A 23,022-nucleotide genomic window follows, 5' to 3' on the forward strand; every position below is an offset into this window, starting at 1 on the left:
TTATCAATTTAAAAAAATGATTAATTATTAAAAATTCCAAATATTTCTGATTGTCTCCAACTTTATATTCAAAATTAAACTCTATATCTTGACCTGACTTGCTCTCTCATTATAAAATTTAAATTTAGGAATTTATCCCAGCATTAAATCCTGTCTAAAGCAGGAAGTTTTTTATATATTTTTGTCGGCTATCACTCTACTATGTTGGGAAATAATTTTAGAAAACACCTCAAAGCATTTTGGTCTTCCAGAAAATAAAAGTCTGATTTTACTATTTATTGCTACTGTCCAATTTGTCATAAATACAATTTTCAAATATTGGATTTTTCGCTACATCAACCGCAGTTTTCCTCCATCTTTGGCTACCTACCATAACATCAATGAATAATTTTCCCAAACCAGCCAAAATTTCATCTTGATTTCATCGTGACCTGTCAAACTCATAATGTAAAGGTTCGTTCAATAAGCAAAGCCGTGTAGCTTATTTTACATAAAAAATATTTATAAATTCCAGATGAAGAAAACATTGATTTACACAAGTACAGTGTTTGCTCTTGCCACTACAGCTTTCTTTTCCCTTAGTCATGCAAGTGCTAAAGAGACTAATATTGATAATAACTTGCAATATCCTGCTAATAGTTGGCGGCTTGTCAAACATACTTTTCGGTTAAACATCCCTCAAAGCAACAACCATCTTTCCCAACTTATTATTGAAACTCCATCTACTGTAGCAGTGAGTAATAACATTGATGTCTTCGATGCAAATGGTCAGAAAATTAATACTAATATTTCCGTCAATGGCAAACAGATTATTATAGATTTCCCTGAAAAGATTATTTCTAACACTAAACTCTTAGTTAATTTTAATCAAGTTCAACAACCAGTGACAGGACCAGCTTCTGTATACCACTTTTCAGCAAAGGTTGTTGGTAGTGAGATAGAGATTCCCGTTGGTGTAGCTCAATTCCCTACATTTTAATCCTTAAATTTTGACATTCATCAAAAATTTCATCTTGATTTCATTTAGACCTGCCAAACTTATCAATAAAGGTAAGTATACCTTTTGGACTTCAAACGGTAAACAAGTTAACGGTAATATTTCTAACTTCTTTTAATTAACGTGTAAGCGTAGACTGACTTTTCATAGAAATTTTTGAAAATGTTGGGATTACAAGGTATAAGAGTGTAAAAACTTAAAACCTTTACACCTAATCTTTTTTTTACCTTGTGAAAATTAAGAAACATAGAAGGTAGTTAATTTTAGTTTTACCAGATTGTTACGTATTGATTTATCACAGGTTCATTTTGATTTGCTGACATTAATAATTAAGTGAGGAGAAAACATGAAGAAAGTGCTAGTTTACGTTGCTATATCTACTCTAGCTGCTGCACTTTTAATTCCTGCCAACTATGCAAGTGCTAATGAAGACGATGGTAATGTTCCTCATGTTGATGGTAACTCTCAATTTCCTCAGACTCGCTGGTCGGCTGTTAGACATACTTTGCGAGTACACGTTCCCAAAAATAGCAAGAGTGTTTCGCAGTTAAAAATTCAAGTTCCAAATACTGTCAGGTGGAGTTATGATACTAATAATGTTGTTATAAACGAAGAAAATGGTCGCAAAATTAATACTAATGTTTCTGTAAATGGCAAAACTATACTGTTAGCTTTTACAGAACCAATTGTCCCTAATACTAAATTAAAAATTGACATCAAGAATGTCAAACAACCATTTCTTGGTAATGGCCCTGTCTACCATCTATCTGCTAATCTTGTTGGCACTAATGCAGAAATACCTATAGGTGTAGCTAGATTTCGTATAAATCCTTAAACTTAGCGCTATTCAATAAATAAAGTTTCTGAGATTTAACTTATCGATAAGTTAAATCTCAGGAGCTTTTTTGATTTTTTAACACAATTTTCCAAATATTATTAATAATTTTAAATTATTGATAATTAACAACTATATTTTAAATCTTACGTAAGATAAAAAGATTTTATCTGTATTTCATCAATACCTTTCACAATTATAGATATAGAGATAATTACCGATTAACAAAAGAAGGAAAATATTGATGAAAAAGCTGATTTACACATTTGCCTTTACCTTATTTATTGGATCTTCAGTTCCTACTGCTTGGGCGAAAAATCCAAATGATGCTAAATTTTCCCCTCTCGGAAATAGTGCTGCTGTTCCTAATAATGCTCGTACTCAAGATGCTATTCATAAGTTTGATGTTCATGTCCAAGGTAAAGCTCTTTCAGAATTGACGATTTATTTACTAGAGGGGGTAAGTATTGATAAAGGAATTGAAGTCCAAAATAAATTAAGTCAAAAAATTTCGACAACGGTTTCCATTAACAACAGAAAAGCTACAGTAGCTTTTTCGGAACCAGTAGCCAAACTAATACTTATTTGTTAGTACATAAACTAAATCAAAACCCTAGCTTTTGATTTGTGTATTGTAGTTGGGGTTAAGTGCAATTAGAGATTTTATGAGCTGACTTAATATTTCATCTTGATTTCATCGTTACCTGTCAGAATAAAAAATAACTCAGTAGACCTATTGTAATTAGTTAGACTTGTTAACTTCTCTAACTGAGTATCACTCACACCAATCGAGCAATAAAATGTACTGAGTTTTTCTTATAGATTATCTACTACCAAGGCGTGGCATCTCTTTATACTCTTAGATAGCTTGCTCGTATACATTATTTAATAACCCAAAATTTCATCCTAATTTCATAAACTTCTGTCAATCTGTTTCTAAGGGATAACCCTGTTATTAACTATGCTGATTTCACAAAATTGCCACGAACCTCTTACCTTTCAATTTGATATGCGGATACTGCTAGTCGAAGATGAGTCAGATTTGGGCGCTGCTATTAAGCGAACGCTGAAGCAACAAAAATATTTAGTTGACTGGGTAATGGATGGTAATGACGCATGGGCATATTTAGAAAATAGTTCGGCACAATATACAGTGGCGATTTTAGATTGGATGCTCCCAGGATTTACTGGTTTGGAATTGTGTAAAAGGTTGCGTTTAGAAGGAAATTCTCTGCCTGTCTTGATGCTCACAGCTAGAGATAGCATGGAAGATAAAGTTACTGGTTTAGATGCGGGTGCTGATGATTACTTGGTGAAGCCTTTTGGAATGGCAGAATTACTGGCAAGGTTGCGGGCATTGCAGCGGCGTTATCCCCACTTACAACCTCAACAACTAACCGTTGGTAACTTTACTTTAGATTACAGCAATAGTACAGTTGTCGGTCAAAATACGACAGGGGAAAAACAGGAAATTTCTTTAACTAATAAAGAATTCCAACTGGTGGAATATTTTATGAAGCACCCCAATCAAATTGTTACCACGGAACAGATTCGCAATCAGCTTTGGGAAGTGAGTGCAGAACCTGCTAGCAATGTGGTAGCAGCGCAAGTACGTTTGTTGCGTCGCAAACTAGCCTGCTTTGACTGCGCTAACCCGATTGAAACTTTGCACGGTATGGGATATCGTCTGAATGTGACTAATGAATCAAAATAAACTGTTTCGAGGAACTCGTGTTCGTTTAGCTCTGTGGTATGCCCTCGTCATGGGTTCAATTTTAAGTGTTTGTGCTTTTGGTTTCTACAGAGCTGTTTTCTATGCCCATGTGGTGGCCTTAGACAGTGAAATTGAGTCTGTAGCCGGAACACTTCATGACACTATTGAATTTAAGCTCAGGCAACCTGGGAGTTTGGAACCTGTTGTACAGCAGCTATTCCCAAATATAAATCTATGTAGAATTGGAGCCGGCTGTACTCAACAGCAGTCAGATACTAAACGCCATTTTCTTGGTGTAGTTAATAAAGATCACTACTATGTGCGTTTTTTTGATATTTCAGGACGCTTGATTGCTACTACTGGCAATTATCCAGAAGGACTGTCTACTGTCTTCAGGAATGAAAAATGGTTATTTCTCAAAGACAACAAAGGCAATGATTATCATCAAAATTCTTTAATGCTACACACCCAAGATCATCGGGATTGGGGCTATATGCAAGTGGGGCGAAGTCTTGAAGAATTTAATCGTTATCTGGATAGTGTGAAATTAAGTTTAGGTTTGGGATTGCCCATCGCAATGGCTATGGTTGCAGTTGCTAGTTGGTGGCTATCAGGATTAGCTATGCAGCCAATTTATCAATCTTATCGACAAATTCAACAGTTTACAGCAGATGCAGCACACGAATTGCGAACGCCTTTAGCTGCAACAGGCGCAACGGTAGAATCAGCGCTCTTAATGCCGCAACTGGATGAAGAAGAAACGCGGGATATTCTGCGAACTATCCACCGTCAGAATCAGCGACTTATTACTTTGGTTGTAGATTTATTATTATTGGCTCGTCTAGATAGGCAACACTTGCCAATACAACTAGAACAATGTTGTCTAAATGATATTGTCAGTGATTTAGTTGAGGAATTTGAAGCAATGGCAATTGCAGCAGGCGTAATGCTGCAATCTAGCATCAAGATAAATAAGCCAGTAAATATTGTCGGTGATAGTGACCAGCTTTATCGTTTGGTTTCTAATTTAATTGTCAATGCAATTCAGTATACACCCAAAGGAGGGGAGGTTACGGTTTGCCTGAGTTGTAGTGACCATTATGCTGTGATTAGGGTTCATGATACGGGTATTGGTATCCCAGAGAAGGAACTGACTCGAATTTACGATCGCTTTTATCGCGTGAATAGCGATCGCTCTCGTAGCACTGGTGGTTCTGGATTAGGATTGGCGATCGCCTCTGCAATTGTTCAGGTACACCAGGGTAGTTTGAATGTGCAAAGCGAATTAGGTAAAGGTACTACTTTTACCATCGAACTACCGTTTAATGTTATCCACCTAAACAGCGATCGCTCTTTTTCCCCATTTAAATGGCTGTTTCGCCGCTTACGCCAATCTAAATAAAGGTCTTACGTAGAGAATAGATAGTTAATTTAACTCTTTCCAGGTCTTACCTTCATTCTGCGATTGAAAGACAGTATTGTTCTCATTCACTGCATAAAGCATTTGCGAATTATGAGGAATTTACCACCCATTTGGGTGGTAAATTCGCATAGAGTACTGTGTACATATAAAGTTAAAAACACAAGAGTTTTGCACTTCTCGTTATACTGATAAAATATCAGCTAAATTAAACAACATTTATCCAAAAATCAGCTGTGACGATTTTGCCATTGCGATTAAACTGACCCCAGAGTTTATACTTTCCTGGTTGAGGAAAGCTAGTCATAAAATGAACCTGTCCAGCAGGGGTATCTTTTAGCGCGTGAGCATGAATATAATCTTCTGCTTTTAATGGGGTTGACTGGCGTAAAATGACTAAATGTCCTCTTTCTCCCAAGTATGGCTGCAAGTCTGTAAGCAATTGATTGTTAGAAGCATCTTGTAATTTAAACATCAAAGTGACTTCTTTACCTGCTTTCACAGTGGGTTCAGAAACAGTGAGATTGACTTTAGTATCATTGAACGTTTTACTGCGATTTAGGTCAATTTCTGGCACAGCAATACTGTTTCCAGGAACTTGTGTTTTCAATACTGAGACTTGTTCTGTTTGACCAGCAGGTTTGTAGTCACTAAAAAACGTGTAACTGCCTGCTTGCGGAAAACGGGTTGCAACTTCAAACTGCCCATTTCCTTTATATGTGGGATGAAGATGACTAAAAAACTGAAGATCATCACTGACAAGAATGAGGTGCATGAGCTTTTCTTGGAAAGTGTCAAAATTTGCTATCGCTTTCCCATCCGAATCTTGAACGTCAATCACTATCGGAATACTTTTATTGGGGGTTATGATGCTTGAAACTTTGAGTTTTGCCAGAGTAAATGCTTTCTTCCCATCACCCGCGCCACTTGTGGAATGTTCTCTGTGATTTATCTCACCCATTGAATGCTCCTCATACTGATGTGTCGCAGCAGATATTGGTTTCCCTTCGTCTCTAAGTAATAAGGAGCAACTTTGAGCCAGTATCAAAGTAGTAGTTATAGCAATTGCATTTAGAAATCGATTCATTGATTTTGCTCCATTTTTTAATAATTGAAGTTATTCAAAAGTCTGAATTCGTCTGGGAGTCAAGATGGCAAGCATTAGAACTACAACCTTTAGTTGCCAAGGTGCTAAGATTAAACTGACAATTAGGCAAGCAACTGTAAATAAACTTGTTAGTTCCGCCATGTCGTTAACAGAATTTTTAAACAGATAACTAACTCCTAGACCAATCGTCAGTGGAATCAGAAAAAGCAAGCCCATATAAGTCACATCTCTTGCTAAAAGCAGAAGGACTTTTCTGAAATGGATATTTGACTATCAGGAATTAGTCAAATGCTAATTGCTAATAGTATAAAAAACTCAAAAGCCTAAACAGATGGATAGCCTATAGCAGCTATTACTTCTTTAATTTTAGTTTCAGGTGCTTGAGTTTCTATACTAACAAGTTTTGTTTTTGTATAAGCTTGCACTGTTGCTGTAGAATCAATTGATTGAATTGCTTTGGTGATAGTATTCGCGCAAGCAGAACAAGCCAGTTTGGGAACCGTTAGTTGCAGCGTCATAGGATTAAATTCCTTATTTAGGATAACTAATTTTCTGAAAATCGTTGAGTAGATATACGATTAATCTACTCAACTTAAATTAGTTTAATCTCTCCAGCTTACGGGAGAGTCAAGAGGTAAAATTGAAAAAACAACTAATTTATTTAGAAATAATTTATATCAATATAAAATCAGCATATCAACTTAGATTAATGCGTTGATATGCTGACAAAAAATCAAACGGACAGCTTGATTGTTTAATTTCTTTCAATAATAGGACAAATTGTTTGTTCAGGATTTTCAGGTATTGCTTCCCAACCAGAAACTAATCCTGATAATTCTTGCCTCAGAATCAGTAATTGCTGAATTTGTTCATCAATAACTTTTACCTTATCTTCTAGTTTAATTTTAATATGCTCACAAGGTAACTCCCCTCTATCATGAACATTTAAAAATTCCTTAATCTCTGACAAGCTTAATCCTAAGCTTTGAGCGCGTTTAATAAAGTGCAGTCGCTCCAAAATATCAGAGTTAAATAATCTAAATCCACCTTCTGTTCTTGCTGATGATTTGAGTAGACCAAGTTCTTCATAGTAGCGAATAGTTTTAATTGGTACACCGCTAGACTTAGCAACATTACCAATGAGTTTTGGTGCTTCTTGGACTAACATACTTAGCTGCTCTCATGTTAAATAAGTTTATTTACCTTATCTTAAACTCTCCAGTTAGCTGGAGAGTCAAGTGAGAACAGGATCATCTTGCTAATTATTTGCTACTGGATTATGTGGCAGGTTTTACTTCCACAACACCACGATACATTTTCATACCGCAGGTGAACTCATATTCACCAGGATACTTAGGAGTAAATTCCACTGAAGTGGTTTGGTTAGGAGCAAGGTCAACGGCTAAGTCAAAGTCCGGTATTAGCAATTTATTAAAGCACTTGCTTAGATTGTGACGTTGGAAGTCCAATCTTACTGGTTGTCCCGCCTCTACAATTACTCGCTCCGGTTTATAACCCTTTTCAACCGTAACAGTCGCTTCTTGAGTGCCTTCTGGTGTTTTTACTGCTTTTGTTGCTGACTCTGTAGGCAAAGAAAGCTCTGGTTGGATCTGCTGAGTAGTAGTTACTGGAGTTGCTTTTGCAGTGGAGTCAGTAGGTTGAACTTCTATAACTCCTCGGAACATATTCATACCGCAGTTGAAAGTATAATTACCAGCTTTGTCGGGTGTGAACTCAACGGATGTGACTTCGTTGAGTGGTAGGTTTTTGGCGATATGGAAATCAGGTAGGCGTATTTCTTCAAGACAACTACTAGGGTCACGACGTAGGAAATTAAGGCGGACTCTTTGACCTGCATTGACTAGAATTCGACTAGGTTCGTAGCCTCCATCTACAGTAATACCAACTTCTTGAATACCATCATGGGCTTCGGCTTTTTGGGACTTTGGTTTACTTAGGAGAAACCACCAGATTTCTAGTCCGATTAACCCCAGACCGACTGTTGTAACTGCACCTTTTACCGAGAATGGTTGCTCAATGCGGCGGAACTGAGTTATCTTTGCTCGCTCGGTAGTTGGCATTTGATGATTCATCTGTGCAACTACTTGATCTGAAGCAACACTGAATGCCAATCCCAAGCTTGCTATACTGCCAATAATTATTTTACTTAACATTTGCTACCTCCTTATACTACTGCTTTAGCTTGAAATTTCCGCAGACGTAGGGCATTTGTCACAACTGAAACCGAACTAAATGCCATTGCTGCACCGGCAATGATGGGGTTAAGCAACCAACCGAAGATGGGGAAGAGAATACCCGCAGCAATTGGAATGCCGGCAACGTTGTAAATGAAAGCAAAAAATAAGTTTTGACGAATATTGCGAATCGTAGCGCGGCTGAGTTGAATGGCAGTGACAATACTTCGCAAGTCACCGGAGATGAGTGTGATGTCACTAGCGGCGATCGCTACATCTGTACCTGTGCCAATTGCCATTCCCACATCCGCTTGGGCTAACGCTGGTGCATCATTGATACCATCACCAACCATTGCTACAATCTTTCCTTCTGATTGCAATTTTTGCACTGTAGCGGCTTTTTGGTCGGGGCGGACTTCTGCCAAAACACGCTCGATACCAACTTCACGGGCAATGGTTTCTGCGGTACGGTAATTATCACCTGTGAGCATCACCACCTCTAAACCCAGTTTTTGCAAAGCGCGAATTGCCTGTATGGAGGTGGGTTTGATGGCATCAGAAATACCCATCAATCCTTGAATTTGTCCGTCAACGGTAATCCAAATTGCAGTTTTACCTAGATACTCCAAACGCTCTTTATCTTGTTGTAAGGCTTGGGTGTCAATGCCTAATTCTGACATCCATCGTTGCGTACCAATTTGCACAAGATGACCAGACACTATACCTTGTACACCACTACCTGTAATTGCTTCAAACTCTTTGACATCTGCTAACGTCACTTCTTGAGATTGGGCATATCTCACAACCGCTTCTGCCAATGGATGTTCGGAATTGCGTTCCACAGATGCCGTAAGTTGCACCAACCTCATTTCGTTGCCATTAGCAGTACCATTGACGGTGACAAAATCGGTGACTGTTGGTTTACCCTGAGTGATGGTTCCAGTTTTGTCCAGCACGATTGTTTGGATTTTGTGCGCTAGTTCTAGGCTTTCAGCACCTTTAATCAAAATGCCATTTTCCGCACCTTTACCAGTTCCCACCATTACAGAAGTTGGTGTGGCTAAACCCAGCGCACAAGGACAGGCGATAATTAGTACCCCAACTGTGGTGATCAGCGCCAAAGTAACGTTGCCTGTAAAATTAAACCAAATGATAAAGGTAAGGATGGCGATCGCAATTACCGCAGGCACAAACCATCCAGTTACTTGGTCTGCTAATCTCTGAATTGGAGCTTTGGAACCCTGAGCTTGCTGTACTAATTGGACAATCTGCGCCAGCACTGTATCACTTCCAACTCGTGTCGCCCGAAACTTGAAACTCCCAGTTTTGTTGATGGTAGCTCCAATCACCTCATCGCCTGGTTGCTTTTTGACAGCCACACTTTCCCCTGTCACCATCCCTTCATCAATTGTGGATGCTCCCTCAATTACTTCCCCGTCAACAGGAATTTTCTCACCAGGACGAACCAGTATTACATCTCCAATAATTACTTCTTCTATTGGGACATCTACTTCTTGTCCATTGCGAATCAAACGCGCTGTTTTAGCTTGCAAACCAATCAGCTTGCGGATAGCTTCTGAAGTTTGTCCTCTAGCGCGATTTTCAAATAGTCTTCCTAGCAAAATTAGGGTAATAACGACAGCAGCAGTTTCATAATACACATCTGGTGTTAACCCCTGATTGATGAAAAAGCTGGGAAATAAGGTGGGAAATAGCGAATAAAAATACGCTGCACTTGTACCCAAAGCAATTAGGGTATCCATTGTAGCAGCGTGATGTTTTAAAGCTTTCCAACCATTGATGTAGAAGGAGTAACCACACCAAAACTGTACTGGGGTAGTGAGTATCAACTGTACCCAAGGATTGTGCAACCATGCTGGGATAACGGGTAAGTGCAACGCTGTCATCATGGGCAGTGAACCTATGACCAACACAGTGCTAATGATGCCCCCTACCATCACTTTTCGCATTAAATCGCGGGATTCTCTTAAGCGATATCTTTTCTCGGCATCATCTTCTCCCGTCATCAGGTTTTGTTTTTGGAGTGGGTAGGCAGAATAACCTGCTGCATCTACCACTTCTTGAATGGCTTCTAAATCAGTTCTTCTAGGGTCATATTTAACTGTTGCCTGTTCTGCTCCAAAATTCACGATACATTCATTGACACCGGGGACAGAATTAATCGCGTCTTCAATACTGCTGGCACAAGAGGCACAACTCATGCCGCGCAGTTTGAGTGTGGTATTTTCCATCTGACTACTCCAATGACTAAATGGCGCTAACTAATACCTAACTAATTTCATCTTGAATGCTCCAGTACACTGGAGAGTCAAGGGTCGTGGTGAAAATTTTTTCAAGCAGATATTAGAGACAGCGATACTAGTGCTTACATTTAGGGATGTAGATGGTCGAATATGTGGCTCAAATTGCTATCAATACCAGCAGCGAAATAAAGGCAAATACTAATGGAACCAGATGACTGCCGCATTTCCAAGCCACTTTGTGACAATAATATCTACACGGTAGCCAGATCCTGCAATGACTTATGCAGTTGCCATTGCCATTTGCTTTGCTAGCGATCGCTTGTTTTTCCAGCAGGGTGTTGACAGCCTGTTCTACGCCCACTTCCCAAAACGAAAGCCAAGCACCAAACCCTACTAACACTGCTATCGATACTAGCGATAAGCAACCGATGAACCATGACGGCATGATGAATCAGGGTAGTGGCATGATGAACCACAGCATGGCAATGATGGTTGCTACAGGAACATCACAGCTATAACTAATAAACACACACTCCTCCGAGAAAACAGCAGAGTGGTGAAAATGGTCTTGGCAAGGCAATTTTCTGATTTTGAGGAATATGCCCCCTCCCCCCATTTCTGTTAAAATCTTGATATAAAAGATTTGTGTAACTATGCCCTCTGATAAATGAATACCTTGACATTTTTCCACAGCTTGAAAAATCCGGTATTTGCAAGGCTGTACACTGCTCAGACCACTAGTTTATTGGGCGATGCACTTACTTGGGTGGGTTTAGCCCTTCTGGCCTTTGAGTTAGCTGGAAAAAATGCGGCGGTTGTGCTTTCAGTAGCTTTGACTCTACGTGTCACTGCTTTTGTATTGCTGTCTCCCTTTGCAGGTGCGATCGCAGACCACCTCGACCGTAAGAAAATCATGGTTGTTACCCACATATTCAGAATGTTAATTGTGGGTCTGTTGCCTTTTGTGACGCAAATTTGGCAAGTTTACGTATTGATATTTGCGCTTAACGTCTTTAATGCTTTCTTCACCCCAACTTACCAAGCCACAATTCCATTAGTTACGGGTGAGAATGATTATGCAGGGGCGATCGCTCTTTCGGCTGCTACTTATCAATTACTTGGTGTACTTGGCCCTGGTATCGCTGGAAGTGTCGCCGCCTTCATTGGTGCAAGACAAGTTTTCTTTTTAGATGCTCTCAGCTTTGCGATCGCAGCAGTCTTAATCTTCACCCTACCAGGTCAGCTCGTAGTTACACAAAATCAACAGCCTTCCAGAACAACACGCCGAACATGGGCAGACATTAAAGACGGTACAACTCGCCTGCTTACAGATGCACCTATTCGTTATGCGCTAGGGATACAGTTAGTCGCATCAATTGCCGGAGCGCAAATCTTAGTAAATACTGTTGGCTATGTCGAAGGTACACTCAAATTGGGAGAAGTGCAGTACGGATGGGTAATGGCGGCTTTTGGGATTGGTGCAACCCTGTGTGCATTTATTTTTGGTACGTTCAATAGAAGTTTGCCACGTACAACGTTTGTTTTGATCGGTGCAACTTTGATCACCTTGGCTTTATTGCCTGCCAACTACGTGAATTTAGCACCACTGATGCTTTTATGGTTGGTGGCGGGTGCAGGGCAAAGTTTAGTGAACTTACCCACCCAGACATTAATTGCAGATCGTATCCCGACTGCTGCACAAGGACGAGTTTATGGCGCACACTTTGCCTGGAGTCATCTCTGGTGGGCAATCTCATACCCTCTTGCAGGTTGGTTAGGAAGTAATTTTGCCGAGCGAGAGTTTTTTTACGGCAGTTTAGTAGGCTTAATGCTGCTAGTCGTAGTGCAAATTACTCTCTCACCTCATTTCCATGAACACGAACATATACACTATCTTACTTTGCATAAACATCAACATATCCATGATGAACACCATCAGCATAGCCACGATGAGGGTATAGTTATAGAAGAACCTCACAACCATTTTCACGAACACACGACGCTTCTCTATCACACTCACCCTCACACAAGGGACATTCACCATCGGCATAATCATTAAAGTGAATGCTTTGACTCATGTAGATATGAGGCACTGAAGTATCAAAGGCTTCTTCGTGTAGTTCGCGATTATTTAGGACAGCGTAAGCGATTGGCTGTCGCTGGTTACGGGCTATCTACCTTCGTTAAACCCCTGTTCGCATTGGCAACTAGTCCTGCTTGGGTATTGATGTCTCGTTTTGGCGATCGCGTTGGCAAGGGAATTCGTGTAGCTCTCCGCGATGCAATAGTGGCAGATGTTACCGATAGCACTAATCGTGGAGCTACCTACGGTTTACGCCAGTCTCTGGACACCATCGGCGCATTCACCGGGCCACTAAGTAAGTTGGCGCGGAAAAACCCAAGTATATTACGAAACTTAAATAGGGTTAAAGTCCTTACTAATGACCAATGACAAAGGACAAATGACAGCCTTCACCAGTTAGCTTTAATTGCGCCAACCTACTTAATGCGTGAATGTGGTCAGACTCTCCGTTAAATTCAAGTATATTGAGAGCAGTGACTCTTAAAAAAATACTCTACTGAGTTATTCATCTCAATAGAGTATATAAAGTTACATTTATTACCTTTCACTAAAATTTATTTTATACAATAGTAGGTATTCACACCTCTGTATAAGTACTGCAAACATTGATTGTAGCGATCGCCAACTTTTCTTTTCCATTAATTCACCTCCACATAGTTAGTGGAGCAACAAATTAAAAAATCGCTATACAATTTCAAGCAATTCACCTTGACTAAAAACGATCGTCTCTTACCATTAATGCTGTCTTCTGACTTCTTCTTCAATTATCTGGGATTTCTCACCCAATCAACCCCAAATGTCGATGAAATGCTTCAACTGCATTCGCCACACCATCTTCACCCCTAATCTTCTCACCCAACTCTTGTGCTTTCTCCCGCATTACCTCATCGCCCAATACGATTTCAATCGCTGCTGCTAAAGTTTTATCTGACACTTTCTTGTACGGTATCGGCGCAGGGCTGACTCCCAAACGAGTTAGCTTTTCACCCCAAACTGGCTGATCTGCGAAAAAAGGTACAGTAATTGATGGTGTCCCTGCACGTAACACTGCTGCTGTTGTACTAGCTCCTCCGTGATGCACTACTGCTGGCACTTGAGGAAATAACCAATCATGCGGAACTTCCTTGATCACAAACACTCGTAGCGAATCTTTTATATTCACCGTTCTTCCAACATTACCCCAGCCTGATAATATAATCCCGCCTTGATGGGTTTTCTTTAAGGCTTCCACGATGTAATGTGTGAGATATTCTGGATTGGGCATCGTCATGCTGCCGAACCCAAAACACAAAGGCAATTGCTTTCGCCCAAGAAAATCCTCTAGTTCGATAGGTGGCTCGTATTCGGAGGCTTGCTCAATAAACCAGAAACCAGTCACATACGCCCAATGCGGCCAATCACGAGGTTTTGGGATGACGTGCGAACTAAATCCATACAATACAGGGATTCGTGATACATTTGCCGGAGTCTTCTGTCTGAAGCGTCTGCCCAAATATGGTAAAGGCGGCAATTTCAAAGTTTCTGTTCTGAAGTGATTGAGCAGTGAACGATATCTTTGCCAGTACAAGAACTCTACTAACAAGTAGCTGGCATAATTAATCGCTTTCTTTAACGGGTTTTTAGTTGTTTGAGCAAATTTCAAAAACCCAAACATCCCTGTGGGAGTCAACGGCAGAACTGATGCAAAAAAGCAAGGTACGCCTAATTTCTCTGCAATGTGATATCCAAAGGTAGCTAACGGCGTGTAAATAATTACCTCACTTCCCTGACACGCACTCCAAGCTGATTCCAACTGTTGAAGTAAAAGCTTATCTCCCTCTTCTTTTTTCAACTTTTCTCCCGCAATCAATCGCTGCCCTTGTTTGGATTGCAAAAACTCTTGCATATTGCCAGCGATTGGCGCAAATTTTAAATCGAACTTCCTCACAAATGGTTCAAAGTTCTCATGCGTTGCAACCGTTACTTCATGCCCAGCACGTTTCAAGCCAATAGCCAAAGCACAGTATGGTTGCAAGTCTCCCCTTGAACCTACTGTTAGGATCGTAATCTTCAGTTTTCGGCTTGGTGCTATAGGTAGACTTTGGCTCAAATGCTTTTTCCTGCTGAAAACGTAATGATTCAAAAATTGTACTAATTTACTGGCTCAAGATTGGCTTTAAGCAACGCTAATTGCTACTTATTAGGGAGCGCTGATTTGTAAAAAAAATCTCAAGAGAACAGTTGCCTCTGTTACTTCTGGTCATTCGACTTTGCTCCTCGTGCTATTAACATCTGAGCAATTTGTGCCCGATCTGAGGCACTTGCGCTCGTGTGGGTCTTGTTTGCCTCCAGCGCTTGATTGCCCACCTCTGTTACCAGCGCTTTCCCATCATCAGAGGTCGCTTCAAACATTAGTTTGATGGCATCTAAGCTTCCCCAAAAGGCAGCATTTACCAGTGCCCTTCCATCAGGTTTAGCCCCTGCTTGAAGCAGTAGCTTAACTTTTGGCTTTCCTCCAGCCCATCCAGCCCAGTAAAGCGCAGAACGCCCTTGTGGATCGCGCACATTTACATTTGTCCCCACATAAATCAATGCTTTCAATTGATTAACCGATCCACCCCGAACTAATATCTGTTCACGAGTACTCCTCACATCGCCGCGTTGAGCCGCATCAGTAACGTATCGTTGTGTTCCCTGAGTATCGATGTCACCAAATAGAACAGTTCCAATGAAGAGTAGGAATGGGATAAGGATTGCAAAGATAGTTGCCCATTTATTAGAAAATCGATGCCAAAGTAATAAACTGCTCAACGCAACGAGAATGCAGCTTAGAATTATAAACCCTGGACTAACCACAAAGGATATAGCAATCCTAGCCAACCAGTCAGGCAGAACAGCCAACCAAGGAAGCAGCACTGGTATGCGAGTCAATAGTAAAAAGCAAAACGCTGAAAAAATCCAAATTAGACCAACTAGAATTCTCAAAGCAGAACGCAGTCCGCGTGATATTTGAAACATGACTAATTTCCCGAGAAAAACCTATACACAAGAGTATTTTTTGGACTTTGAACAAAAAAGAATTGTTCGCGCATCTACCTCTTGCCGGAGGCAATATAAAAATAAAAGCGCTTTCAAACGTTGAAATTACGGAATCAATATTGGTATGACTGTAGCAAAAGTAAATTGACATCCAGTACCCAACTATGCACCAGGACTTTTTTGGTCAAAATCTTCGTGGGCGCTCCTTCAAAGGACAAAACCTTGAGGGGGCAAATTTTAGTTACGCTGATATTCGGAGTGCTAATTTTAGTGGGGCTAATCTAAAGGGTGCAAACTTCACAGGTGCTAAGGCAGGACTACAAAAGCGTTGGGCTATTTTTTTAGTTTGTGTTTCTTGGGTGCTATCTGGAATTTCAGGATTTTTCTCAGCCTTCACTGGATTATTCATAGCTTTTATATTTGACAGTCCACATCCACTAAATCAGGTTGTCGGCTGGACTTCCTTAATAGTAGTGATTGTTTTATTTATAGTTATCCTTGACCAAGGATTAAAATCAGCCTTAGCCGTCACCTTAGCCTTAACCGTCGTCTTAGCTGTTGCCGTCGCCTTTCCCTTCACCTTAGCCTTAGCCTTCACCTTAGCCTTCACCTTAGCCGTCACCTTAGCCTTCGCCGTCGCCTTTGCCAACGCTTGCCCCTTAGCCGTCGCCGGAGACTTCGCCTTAGCTGTTTCCATCGCCTTAGCTATTGCCAACGCCGGAGCTGGAGCCTTAGCCTTCGTCTTCAATGGACTCGGATTCTTCGCCTTCGCCTTCCTCGGAGGCGGAACCGGAATCGCCGCTTCATTATCCTTCGTCTTCGCCTTCCTCGGAGCCTTCGTCTTAGCCTTCGTCTTAGCCGTCGCCGGAATTTTATTTAGTGCTAACATTGGTCGCAGAGCAATAGAAGGAGATGAAAAATACTCTTGGATTCGGAACATTGCTATTGCTTTTGCAGCTATTGGTGGTACCAGCTTTCGCTCTTCTGATTTAACTGATGTTAATTTCACAGCCGCCACACTAAAAAGTACAGATTTTAGAAAAGCCATTCTAATTCGTACCTGTTTCAACAAAACTAAAAAACTCGACTTTGTTCGCCCTGGAACAACTTACCTTCAAAAAGCACAAGTGGTAAGCGTGTTAGAGACAGGTGTTGGACAGGACAGTAATTTTGATCGTGAAAACCTAAGCGGAATTAACTTTAAAGGAGCTAATTTGATAGATGCCAGTTTTATTGGTGCAAACCTCAGTCAAGCGAATTTACAAGATGCAGATTTATCCAGAGCAAAGCTAGTACAAGCACAGCTTAACGGAACCGACTTGACCGGCGCTACTCTTACTGGAGCATACATTCAAGATTGGGGCATTACCACCGATACTAAATTTGATGGGGTGAGATGTGAATACGTTTATATACGGCTTCCCACTGCATATAACCCTGATCCACTTCGCAAACCTGATAACAATAAAGAAGTGTTTGCTTCGGGGGAGTTCGCTGATTTCAGTAAACCAAACGATACCGCAAAACAATCTTGAAGTACAGTTATCAGGAAAGAAGCGATGCCTGCGGCGAGCTACGCTTACGCTTAATACTTGCATCTGTGCAACAGATTATGCTGGGACATCTACCCGAAAACAGATTTGTACACAATTAATAAATTCTTACAATTTGGGACTCGTATTTTCCATCGATTTGGTGTACCTTGTTAATTCTGTGCAATTTATTTACACTTACCTGAGTTGGCGGTAAACGGGAGCAGCAGTTTCTCAAGGATAATCGTCTGCCCCGCCTCAGAACCTTAAAAGCTATAGCGCTTATCCTGCATAGTTTAGAGCTTTACAAGCGTGCCATTCGTCTAAACCTGATAATTTCAGTGATTTTACGATTCTTTTAAAATTTTAACTAAATTAATATAAATTATAAATTTATTAATGATACAAGTTAAATGATAGTTAAACATAAAAAAATTTAGAACCACAATTATTCAACTTGTCATTAAATAATTTCCTAAAACATTTAGGTAAATATGGTTACTTAAAAACCGGAATATCCCATTACATAAATGGACAAGACTATAAGAAACAAGCAAGCAATTGATGCATCTATAGATAATTCAGACAAATGTCAACAAGCTAAAATTGAAGATATCCTCAGCCATGAAATCTCCAAGTGCATTCCTCTTTTGATACAAATATCATCAGACTCCGTAGAGATAGCAAATTCATCTCTAGCAATAGCGTTTAAAGAACAAGCGGCGGAATTAAAAAAAGTACTGACTCAACTAAATAATGAAATTGCAACCCGTCAAAAAAGTGAAGCAGACTTTTGCCAAAAAGCCTTAGAAAATCAAACAATTCTTCAACCAAATAATGAGCTATATTTTCGGATTGATGCTGATGCCAATATCCTAGATTACCAGCGAAAAAATCCACAAATTATAAACAAACTAACAGAAGCAGTTATAGGTAAAAATTTCCTAGACTATTTACCATCTACTATAAGAAGCCGTTACCAAGAAGCCATTATCCAAGTAATAACAAGTAAGTCTTTAGTACAATTTGGGTATTTTTCTATAGAAGAAAATAGCAATTTTGAAGCCCGGTTTTTACCATTGCCAGAACAAGAAATAATAATTTTTTTATTCCAACAGAAGCAAGTAGCATCAGTAAATAATAATATTGATTTTAAGAAAATTGTAGAAAATAGTAATAATCTTATTTTTGCACTGACAATTGAGGGAATATTTTCTTATGTTTCTCCTAACTGGACTGAAATCTTAGGGCATGAGGTTGAGGAGGTTATAGGAAAATCATTTGCTCCTTTCATACATCCCGATGATTTACCAATCTGTGCAGATTATTTTGAAAGAGTTTTGACAACAGGTCAAAAGCAAGATGCAATTGAATATCGAATAAAACATAAAAATGGCACTTGGCAATGGCATACAAGCAACTCATCAGCCATAAAAGATGCTAACGGAAATTTTTTGTATTTCGTTGGCATTTGCCATGATACAAGCGATTACAAACACGCACAAGAGGAACTAGCCCAGCGATCGCGATTAGCGAATTTTCGTGCTGATGTAGACGCTGCTCTTGCCCAGAGTCAAACGTTAGAGTATATGATGCGCCGTTGTACCGAAGCGTTAGTCGAACATATAAATGCAGCCTTTGCTCGCATCTGGATACTGAACAAACAGGAAAATGTCCTAGATTTGAAAGCCAGTTCTGGAATGTACACCCATGTTGACGGGCCTCATAGACGGGTGCGGGTTGGTCAATTCAAAATTGGTTTAATTGCCCAAGAAGGCAAACCCCATTTGACTAACTCTGTACTAACAGATCCCCGCGTCAGCAATCAAGAGTGGGCAAAGCGTGAGGGTATGGTTGCTTTTGCTGGCTATCCTCTAATTATTGAAGGTGAGACTGTAGGCGTTATTGCGATGTTTTCTTGTCAAATAATGACGGAATCTGTTTTTAATGCCCTAGAATTTGCCGCCCAAGAAATTGCTATTGGCATTAAGCGCAAACAAGCAGAAATTGCACTCACAGAAAGTGAGTCCCGTTTTCGTCATCTTGTAGAAACTACCAATGATGGAGTGTGGGAGTTAGATCAAGAGGGCGTTTACACTTACGTCAGCCAAAAAATTGCTGACATTTTGGGGTATGAACCAGAGGAAGTTTTAGGCAAAACTCCTTTTGAATTGATGCCACTAGTAGAAGCAACCCGAGTACAAAAGATTTTTCAAGTTCTAATCAACTCCAAACAGCCTCTAATTAATTTTGAAAATAAGACCCTTCATAAAAACGGACAACTCCTTGTTCTAGAAACCAATGGAGTTCCTTTTTTTGATACATCCGGCAATTACCTGGGTTATCGTGGCGTTTATCAAGATATCACTGAGCGCAAACAAGCAGAGGAAGCAATGCAAGCTTTGGTAGCTGGAACCGCAGCAGTCACAGGTGAAGAATTTTTTCCTGTCTTAGTGCGTCACTTGGCAAATGCTCTGGGAGTCTGCTATGTCATACTAGCAGAGCGAATCACGGGAGACTCTGGTAAAGCTAGAGTTTTATCATTCTGGGAGAGTGGCAAGCTTTCAGAAAGTCTTGTCGAGTATGCCTTAGCTAATACTCCTTGCGAAGTTGTTTTACAGGAGGGAATGCGTTCTTACCCCTGTAATGTACAGCAACTTTTTCCCGGTTCCAAGCGTTTAGTGACACTAGAAGCAGAAAGTTATCTGGGAGCGCCTCTTGTCGATACATTTGGTATACCCATAGGCCATCTTTGCGTATTAGATACAAAACCGATATTACAGGAAGAACGTGCCAAAGCTATTCTCAGCATCTTTGCAGCACGAGCTACCGCAGAACTACAACGCCAGTGTACCGAAACCGCCCTCCGCACATCAGAGGCTAAATATAGAGCTATTGCTCAACGGGAAGCACTGCTTAACCGCCTTGCCAGCCAAATTCGAGCTTCTTTGGAACTCAATTACATTTTAAAAACCGCAGTAGAGGAAATCCGCAACTTATTCCATATTGATTACTGCGCTTTCTTTTGGTATCGGCAAAATACTGATCTACCTTATTGGGAATGTGTATATGAAGCAGAACATTCTACTTTAACCAGTCTGTTAACAGTCGAAGCAATTCATATAGAATTTGAAATAATCGCAGCAAAAACCTTGAACAAAGAAATCATCTGCATCGATGATCCTAAGACTGGTGGCGATCTCACAATACAGCAGTTTTTAAATGATTTCGGTTTCACAGCTTTTATGTCTTTGCCTGTACACACTCAATCTGGTGAAATTGGCGCTTTCATCTGTGGTTACTGTAGTGGCTTCCGACCCTGGCAAGAAACGGAAGTAGAATTGCTACAAGCTGTGACAGTTCAATTAGCCATCGCTATTGATCAAGCGAAACTTTACACACAGAGTCGCCTTGCTGCCCAAACTGCCCAAGATAAAGCACAGCAGCTAGAAAGGACTTTGCTAGAACTTCAACAGACTCAGGCTCAACTCATTCAAACTGAAAAAATGTCCAGTTTGGGGCAATTAGTAGCAGGCATTGCTCACGAAATTAATAATCCCATCAATTTTATCTATGGAAATATCAACCACACCAATGAATATGTCACAGATTTGCTGCACTTGGTAGAAATGGTTCAAGAACACCACTCTCCACTATCACCAGAGATTGAAACGCAAATCCAAGAAATTGATTTAGATTTTCTCTACCAAGATTTGCCTAAAGTTTTAGATTCAATGAAAGCCGGTGCTGAACGCATTCGGCAGATTGTCCTATCTTTACGCAATTTCTCCCGTCTAGATGAAAATACTACCAAGGCTGTGGATATTCATGAAGGCATTAATAGCACATTGCTGCTACTGCGAAGTCGCCTGAAAAGTAAACCACAACGTCCCGAAATCCAAGTTCTTCAGGAATATGGCAACCTGCCAAAGGTGTTATGTAATGCTGGACAGATGAATCAGGTGTTTATGAATCTGTTGGCTAATGCTATTGATGCTCTAGAAGATGGACTAGAGACTCAGGATTTGGAACTGCCAAAAGAGCATTGCAAATCCTCAATCCTCAAAATTTGCATTCGTACCCAAGTTCAAGAGGATGAGTGCATAATTAGTATTGCTGACAATGGTTCAGGAATGACCGACACAGTACTTAATCATATCTTTGACCCTTTCTTTACTACCAAACCTGTGGGTAAAGGCATTGGTATGGGGTTATCAATTAGCTACCAGATAGTCGTCAAAAATCATCGGGGGCAACTCCAGTGTATTTCTGCACCAGGAGCAGGAACTGAGTTTATAATTATTATTCCAATACAATAAAAAAATTTAACATAGGATTACGGAATTGGGGTTAAACTATGTCAGACCAAGGGAGCCTCAAGAGCTTATCCAAACCGTATTGAGAATTATGGTGCGAGTAATTGAATACACCATTGATACTGTTGGGGAGCCAGAAATTTACCGCCTGATAGCAATTTAATATGAAGCTGCATAGAATAGGGCTTCAAGAATGAAATTGTAAGATGACAATGAGCAGATTTGCTCTAGGGTGGTTTTTTCAAGAACTTGTTGCAGGCCATCGCGTAATTGCTGAAGTGTCGTAAAAATTTCTCCACTGAGCTGCTGTTTGATAAATTCCCAAACCCGTTCGATGGGATTGAGTTGTGGGCTATGTGCAGGTTGGCAAACCAGAATTAAATTGTCTGGCCAACGTAGCTCTTCTTATCCTTTTAATCTAAAATAACGTATAAATAAATACTAATATAAATAAACTATAATATGTAAAAAACCTGATATTAGCCTGATGCTAGAATTCTGGAACGGTATTGTTGCTTATAAGCAGTTTATTCCTCACGGTCATTGCTATCTTTGGAAACCAGAGTTATTAGGTCTACATATTCTTTCCGACAGTTTAATTGCGCTTGCTTATTATTCAATTCCTATCAGCTTGATTTATTTTGTTCGCCAGCGTCAGGATTTGCCGTTTAACTCCATATTTCTACTATTTGCGGCATTTATTATTAGTTGCGGTACTAGCCATTTTAGCGAGATTTGGACGCTATGGTATCCTACCTACTGGCTCAGTGGTTTCATCAAAGCACTTACGGCTTTAGTATCAGTGTACACATCTTTGACGTTGAGTGCGTTGATACCGAAAGCACTTAATCTACCTAGTTCTGCACAACTGGAAGCAGCTAACCTTGAACTCAAGAAAGAAATTAGCGAGCGCCAACTTGCAGAGTCAGCCCTGCGGGACAATGAAGATCGTTTACAAATGGCGATCGCCTCTGCTCAATTGGGAACTTGGGATTGGAATTTGGTGACAGGAGAGTTGAAATGGGACACTGGTTGCAAAGCCATGTTCGGGCTACCGTCCGATGCCAACACTAGCATAGAGTTGTTTTTTGAAGGCTTGCATCCTGATGATCGCTCTCGTCTTGGGGAAATTATTCAAGAAGCACTTAACCCAGCATCTGGTGGTGTTTATGATACGGAATATCGCACGATTGGCATCTTTGATCGAGTTGAACGCTGGCTGAGGGATTTATTAAACTAAATTTGATTTACAACAGCTTTCAAACGCTTAAACCTCTGATTCTGCTCTGACCACTTTTTGCAAGCATCTTTAACAATTTTTATCTCTGAGGGTGATAAATGCTCATCCCCTTGCCCAGAAGCTATAATTTTAGCTGCTATAACCGCTTTTTCATACTCCACACCGTACTTAACTAGTTCTGTGCAAAATATTTTTTCTCTTTCTTCTATTGATGTAAAGTAACTACTTGGCATTGTTCAACAGATAATATAAGTCTTATTTTGAAACTACATCAACTAAAATAAGTTTCCGTTTAAAATC

The 23,022-nt window shown here is 40.2% G+C and carries 19 protein-coding genes and 2 pseudogenes; 12 read left to right on the forward strand and 9 right to left on the reverse strand.

Annotated features, from left to right (window positions below):
• The first annotated feature begins 181 nt into the window (after window positions 1-181).
• From G1O98_RS26005 to rppB, 6 genes are all read left to right on the forward strand, one after another.
• Entirely contained in the window at window positions 182-388 is a 207-nt protein-coding gene (locus G1O98_RS26005) for a hypothetical protein (RefSeq protein WP_175586872.1), read from the forward strand.
• 126 nt (window positions 389-514) lie between these two features.
• Window positions 515-979 (forward strand): DUF2808 domain-containing protein, encoded by a 465-nt coding sequence (locus G1O98_RS26010; RefSeq protein WP_163933915.1) that lies wholly within the window; start codon window positions 515-517, stop codon window positions 977-979.
• A gap of 364 nt (window positions 980-1,343) precedes the next feature.
• Window positions 1,344-1,832 carry a DUF2808 domain-containing protein gene (locus tag G1O98_RS26015; RefSeq protein WP_163933917.1) on the forward strand — a complete coding sequence of 163 codons (489 nt, stop codon included), beginning with the start codon at window positions 1,344-1,346 and terminating at the stop codon, window positions 1,830-1,832.
• 244 nt (window positions 1,833-2,076) lie between these two features.
• Window positions 2,077-2,424, forward strand: coding sequence for a hypothetical protein (locus G1O98_RS26020; protein WP_243458542.1), 348 nt, complete (start codon window positions 2,077-2,079; stop codon window positions 2,422-2,424).
• Between the two features lie 369 nt (window positions 2,425-2,793).
• A complete protein-coding gene (gene rppA / locus G1O98_RS26025; protein ID WP_163933920.1) occupies window positions 2,794-3,546 on the forward strand; it encodes a two-component system response regulator RppA in 753 nt (250 codons plus the stop codon).
• Window positions 3,533-4,948 carry a two-component system sensor histidine kinase RppB gene (gene rppB / locus G1O98_RS26030; protein WP_163933923.1) on the forward strand — a complete coding sequence of 472 codons (1,416 nt, stop codon included), beginning with the start codon at window positions 3,533-3,535 and terminating at the stop codon, window positions 4,946-4,948. Before rppA ends, rppB begins: the two co-directional genes overlap by 14 nt.
• Before the next feature lie 226 nt (window positions 4,949-5,174).
• On the opposite strand, the gene G1O98_RS26035 is transcribed toward rppB, so the two are convergent.
• The 6 genes from G1O98_RS26035 to G1O98_RS26060 all read right to left on the reverse strand — a co-directional run bounded on the left by G1O98_RS26035 (window position 5,175) and on the right by G1O98_RS26060 (window position 10,521).
• The gene (locus tag G1O98_RS26035; protein WP_163933927.1) at window positions 5,175-6,053 is read right to left on the reverse strand and encodes a hypothetical protein; all 879 of its coding nucleotides are present in this window, start codon (window positions 6,051-6,053) and stop codon (window positions 5,175-5,177) included.
• 30 nt (window positions 6,054-6,083) lie between these two features.
• On the reverse strand, window positions 6,084-6,290 hold the full coding sequence (locus G1O98_RS26040) for a hypothetical protein (protein WP_163933929.1): 207 nt from the start codon (window positions 6,288-6,290) through the stop codon (window positions 6,084-6,086).
• Window positions 6,291-6,397: 107 nt separating this feature from the next.
• On the reverse strand, window positions 6,398-6,592 hold the full coding sequence (locus G1O98_RS26045; RefSeq protein ID WP_163933932.1) for a heavy-metal-associated domain-containing protein: 195 nt from the start codon (window positions 6,590-6,592) through the stop codon (window positions 6,398-6,400).
• Between the two features lie 236 nt (window positions 6,593-6,828).
• The gene (locus tag G1O98_RS26050; protein ID WP_163933934.1) at window positions 6,829-7,242 is read right to left on the reverse strand and encodes a heavy metal-responsive transcriptional regulator; all 414 of its coding nucleotides are present in this window, start codon (window positions 7,240-7,242) and stop codon (window positions 6,829-6,831) included.
• Window positions 7,243-7,351: 109 nt separating this feature from the next.
• Window positions 7,352-8,248: a cupredoxin domain-containing protein gene (locus G1O98_RS26055; RefSeq protein WP_163933937.1), complete on the reverse strand. Its 897-nt coding sequence runs from the start codon at window positions 8,246-8,248 to the stop codon at window positions 7,352-7,354.
• A gap of 11 nt (window positions 8,249-8,259) precedes the next feature.
• Entirely contained in the window at window positions 8,260-10,521 is a 2,262-nt protein-coding gene (locus G1O98_RS26060; protein WP_163933940.1) for a heavy metal translocating P-type ATPase, read from the reverse strand.
• Window positions 10,522-10,814: 293 nt separating this feature from the next.
• On the opposite strand from G1O98_RS26060, the pseudogene G1O98_RS26065 reads away from it, so the two are divergent.
• The 3 genes and pseudogenes from G1O98_RS26065 to G1O98_RS26075 form a co-directional block, all read left to right on the forward strand.
• Window positions 10,815-11,021: pseudogene (locus tag G1O98_RS26065) on the forward strand (DUF305 domain-containing protein); the annotation flags it as partial.
• Between the two features lie 179 nt (window positions 11,022-11,200).
• Window positions 11,201-12,592 carry an MFS transporter gene (locus G1O98_RS26070; protein ID WP_163933943.1) on the forward strand — a complete coding sequence of 464 codons (1,392 nt, stop codon included), beginning with the start codon at window positions 11,201-11,203 and terminating at the stop codon, window positions 12,590-12,592.
• A gap of 66 nt (window positions 12,593-12,658) precedes the next feature.
• Window positions 12,659-12,910: pseudogene (locus tag G1O98_RS26075) on the forward strand (MFS transporter); the annotation flags it as partial.
• 484 nt (window positions 12,911-13,394) lie between these two features.
• On the opposite strand, the gene G1O98_RS26080 reads toward G1O98_RS26075, so the two are convergent.
• The gene (locus G1O98_RS26080) at window positions 13,395-14,738 is read right to left on the reverse strand and encodes a glycosyltransferase (RefSeq protein WP_345940596.1); all 1,344 of its coding nucleotides are present in this window, start codon (window positions 14,736-14,738) and stop codon (window positions 13,395-13,397) included.
• Between the two features lie 107 nt (window positions 14,739-14,845).
• The gene (locus G1O98_RS26085; protein WP_163933948.1) at window positions 14,846-15,613 is read right to left on the reverse strand and encodes an ankyrin repeat domain-containing protein; all 768 of its coding nucleotides are present in this window, start codon (window positions 15,611-15,613) and stop codon (window positions 14,846-14,848) included.
• 185 nt (window positions 15,614-15,798) lie between these two features.
• On the opposite strand from G1O98_RS26085, the gene G1O98_RS26090 reads away from it, so the two are divergent.
• The 3 genes from G1O98_RS26090 (at window position 15,799) to G1O98_RS26105 (ending at window position 22,722) form a co-directional block, all read left to right on the forward strand.
• On the forward strand, window positions 15,799-17,169 hold the full coding sequence (locus tag G1O98_RS26090; protein ID WP_163933951.1) for a pentapeptide repeat-containing protein: 1,371 nt from the start codon (window positions 15,799-15,801) through the stop codon (window positions 17,167-17,169).
• 527 nt (window positions 17,170-17,696) lie between these two features.
• Window positions 17,697-21,485: a PAS domain S-box protein gene (locus G1O98_RS26095; RefSeq protein ID WP_163933953.1), complete on the forward strand. Its 3,789-nt coding sequence runs from the start codon at window positions 17,697-17,699 to the stop codon at window positions 21,483-21,485.
• Between the two features lie 484 nt (window positions 21,486-21,969).
• Window positions 21,970-22,722 (forward strand): PAS domain-containing protein, encoded by a 753-nt coding sequence (locus G1O98_RS26105; RefSeq protein ID WP_163933956.1) that lies wholly within the window; start codon window positions 21,970-21,972, stop codon window positions 22,720-22,722.
• Here G1O98_RS26105 and G1O98_RS26110 read toward each other — a convergent pair.
• Window positions 22,719-22,955: a hypothetical protein gene (locus tag G1O98_RS26110; protein WP_163933959.1), complete on the reverse strand. Its 237-nt coding sequence runs from the start codon at window positions 22,953-22,955 to the stop codon at window positions 22,719-22,721. The two genes, G1O98_RS26105 and G1O98_RS26110, sit on opposite strands and share 4 nt — an antisense overlap.
• Between the last annotated feature and the right edge of the window lie 67 nt (window positions 22,956-23,022).

Origin of the sequence: Nostoc sp. UIC 10630 (genome assembly GCF_010747425.1) — a bacterium.
Lineage (GTDB): Bacteria > Cyanobacteriota > Cyanobacteriia > Cyanobacteriales > Nostocaceae > Nostoc.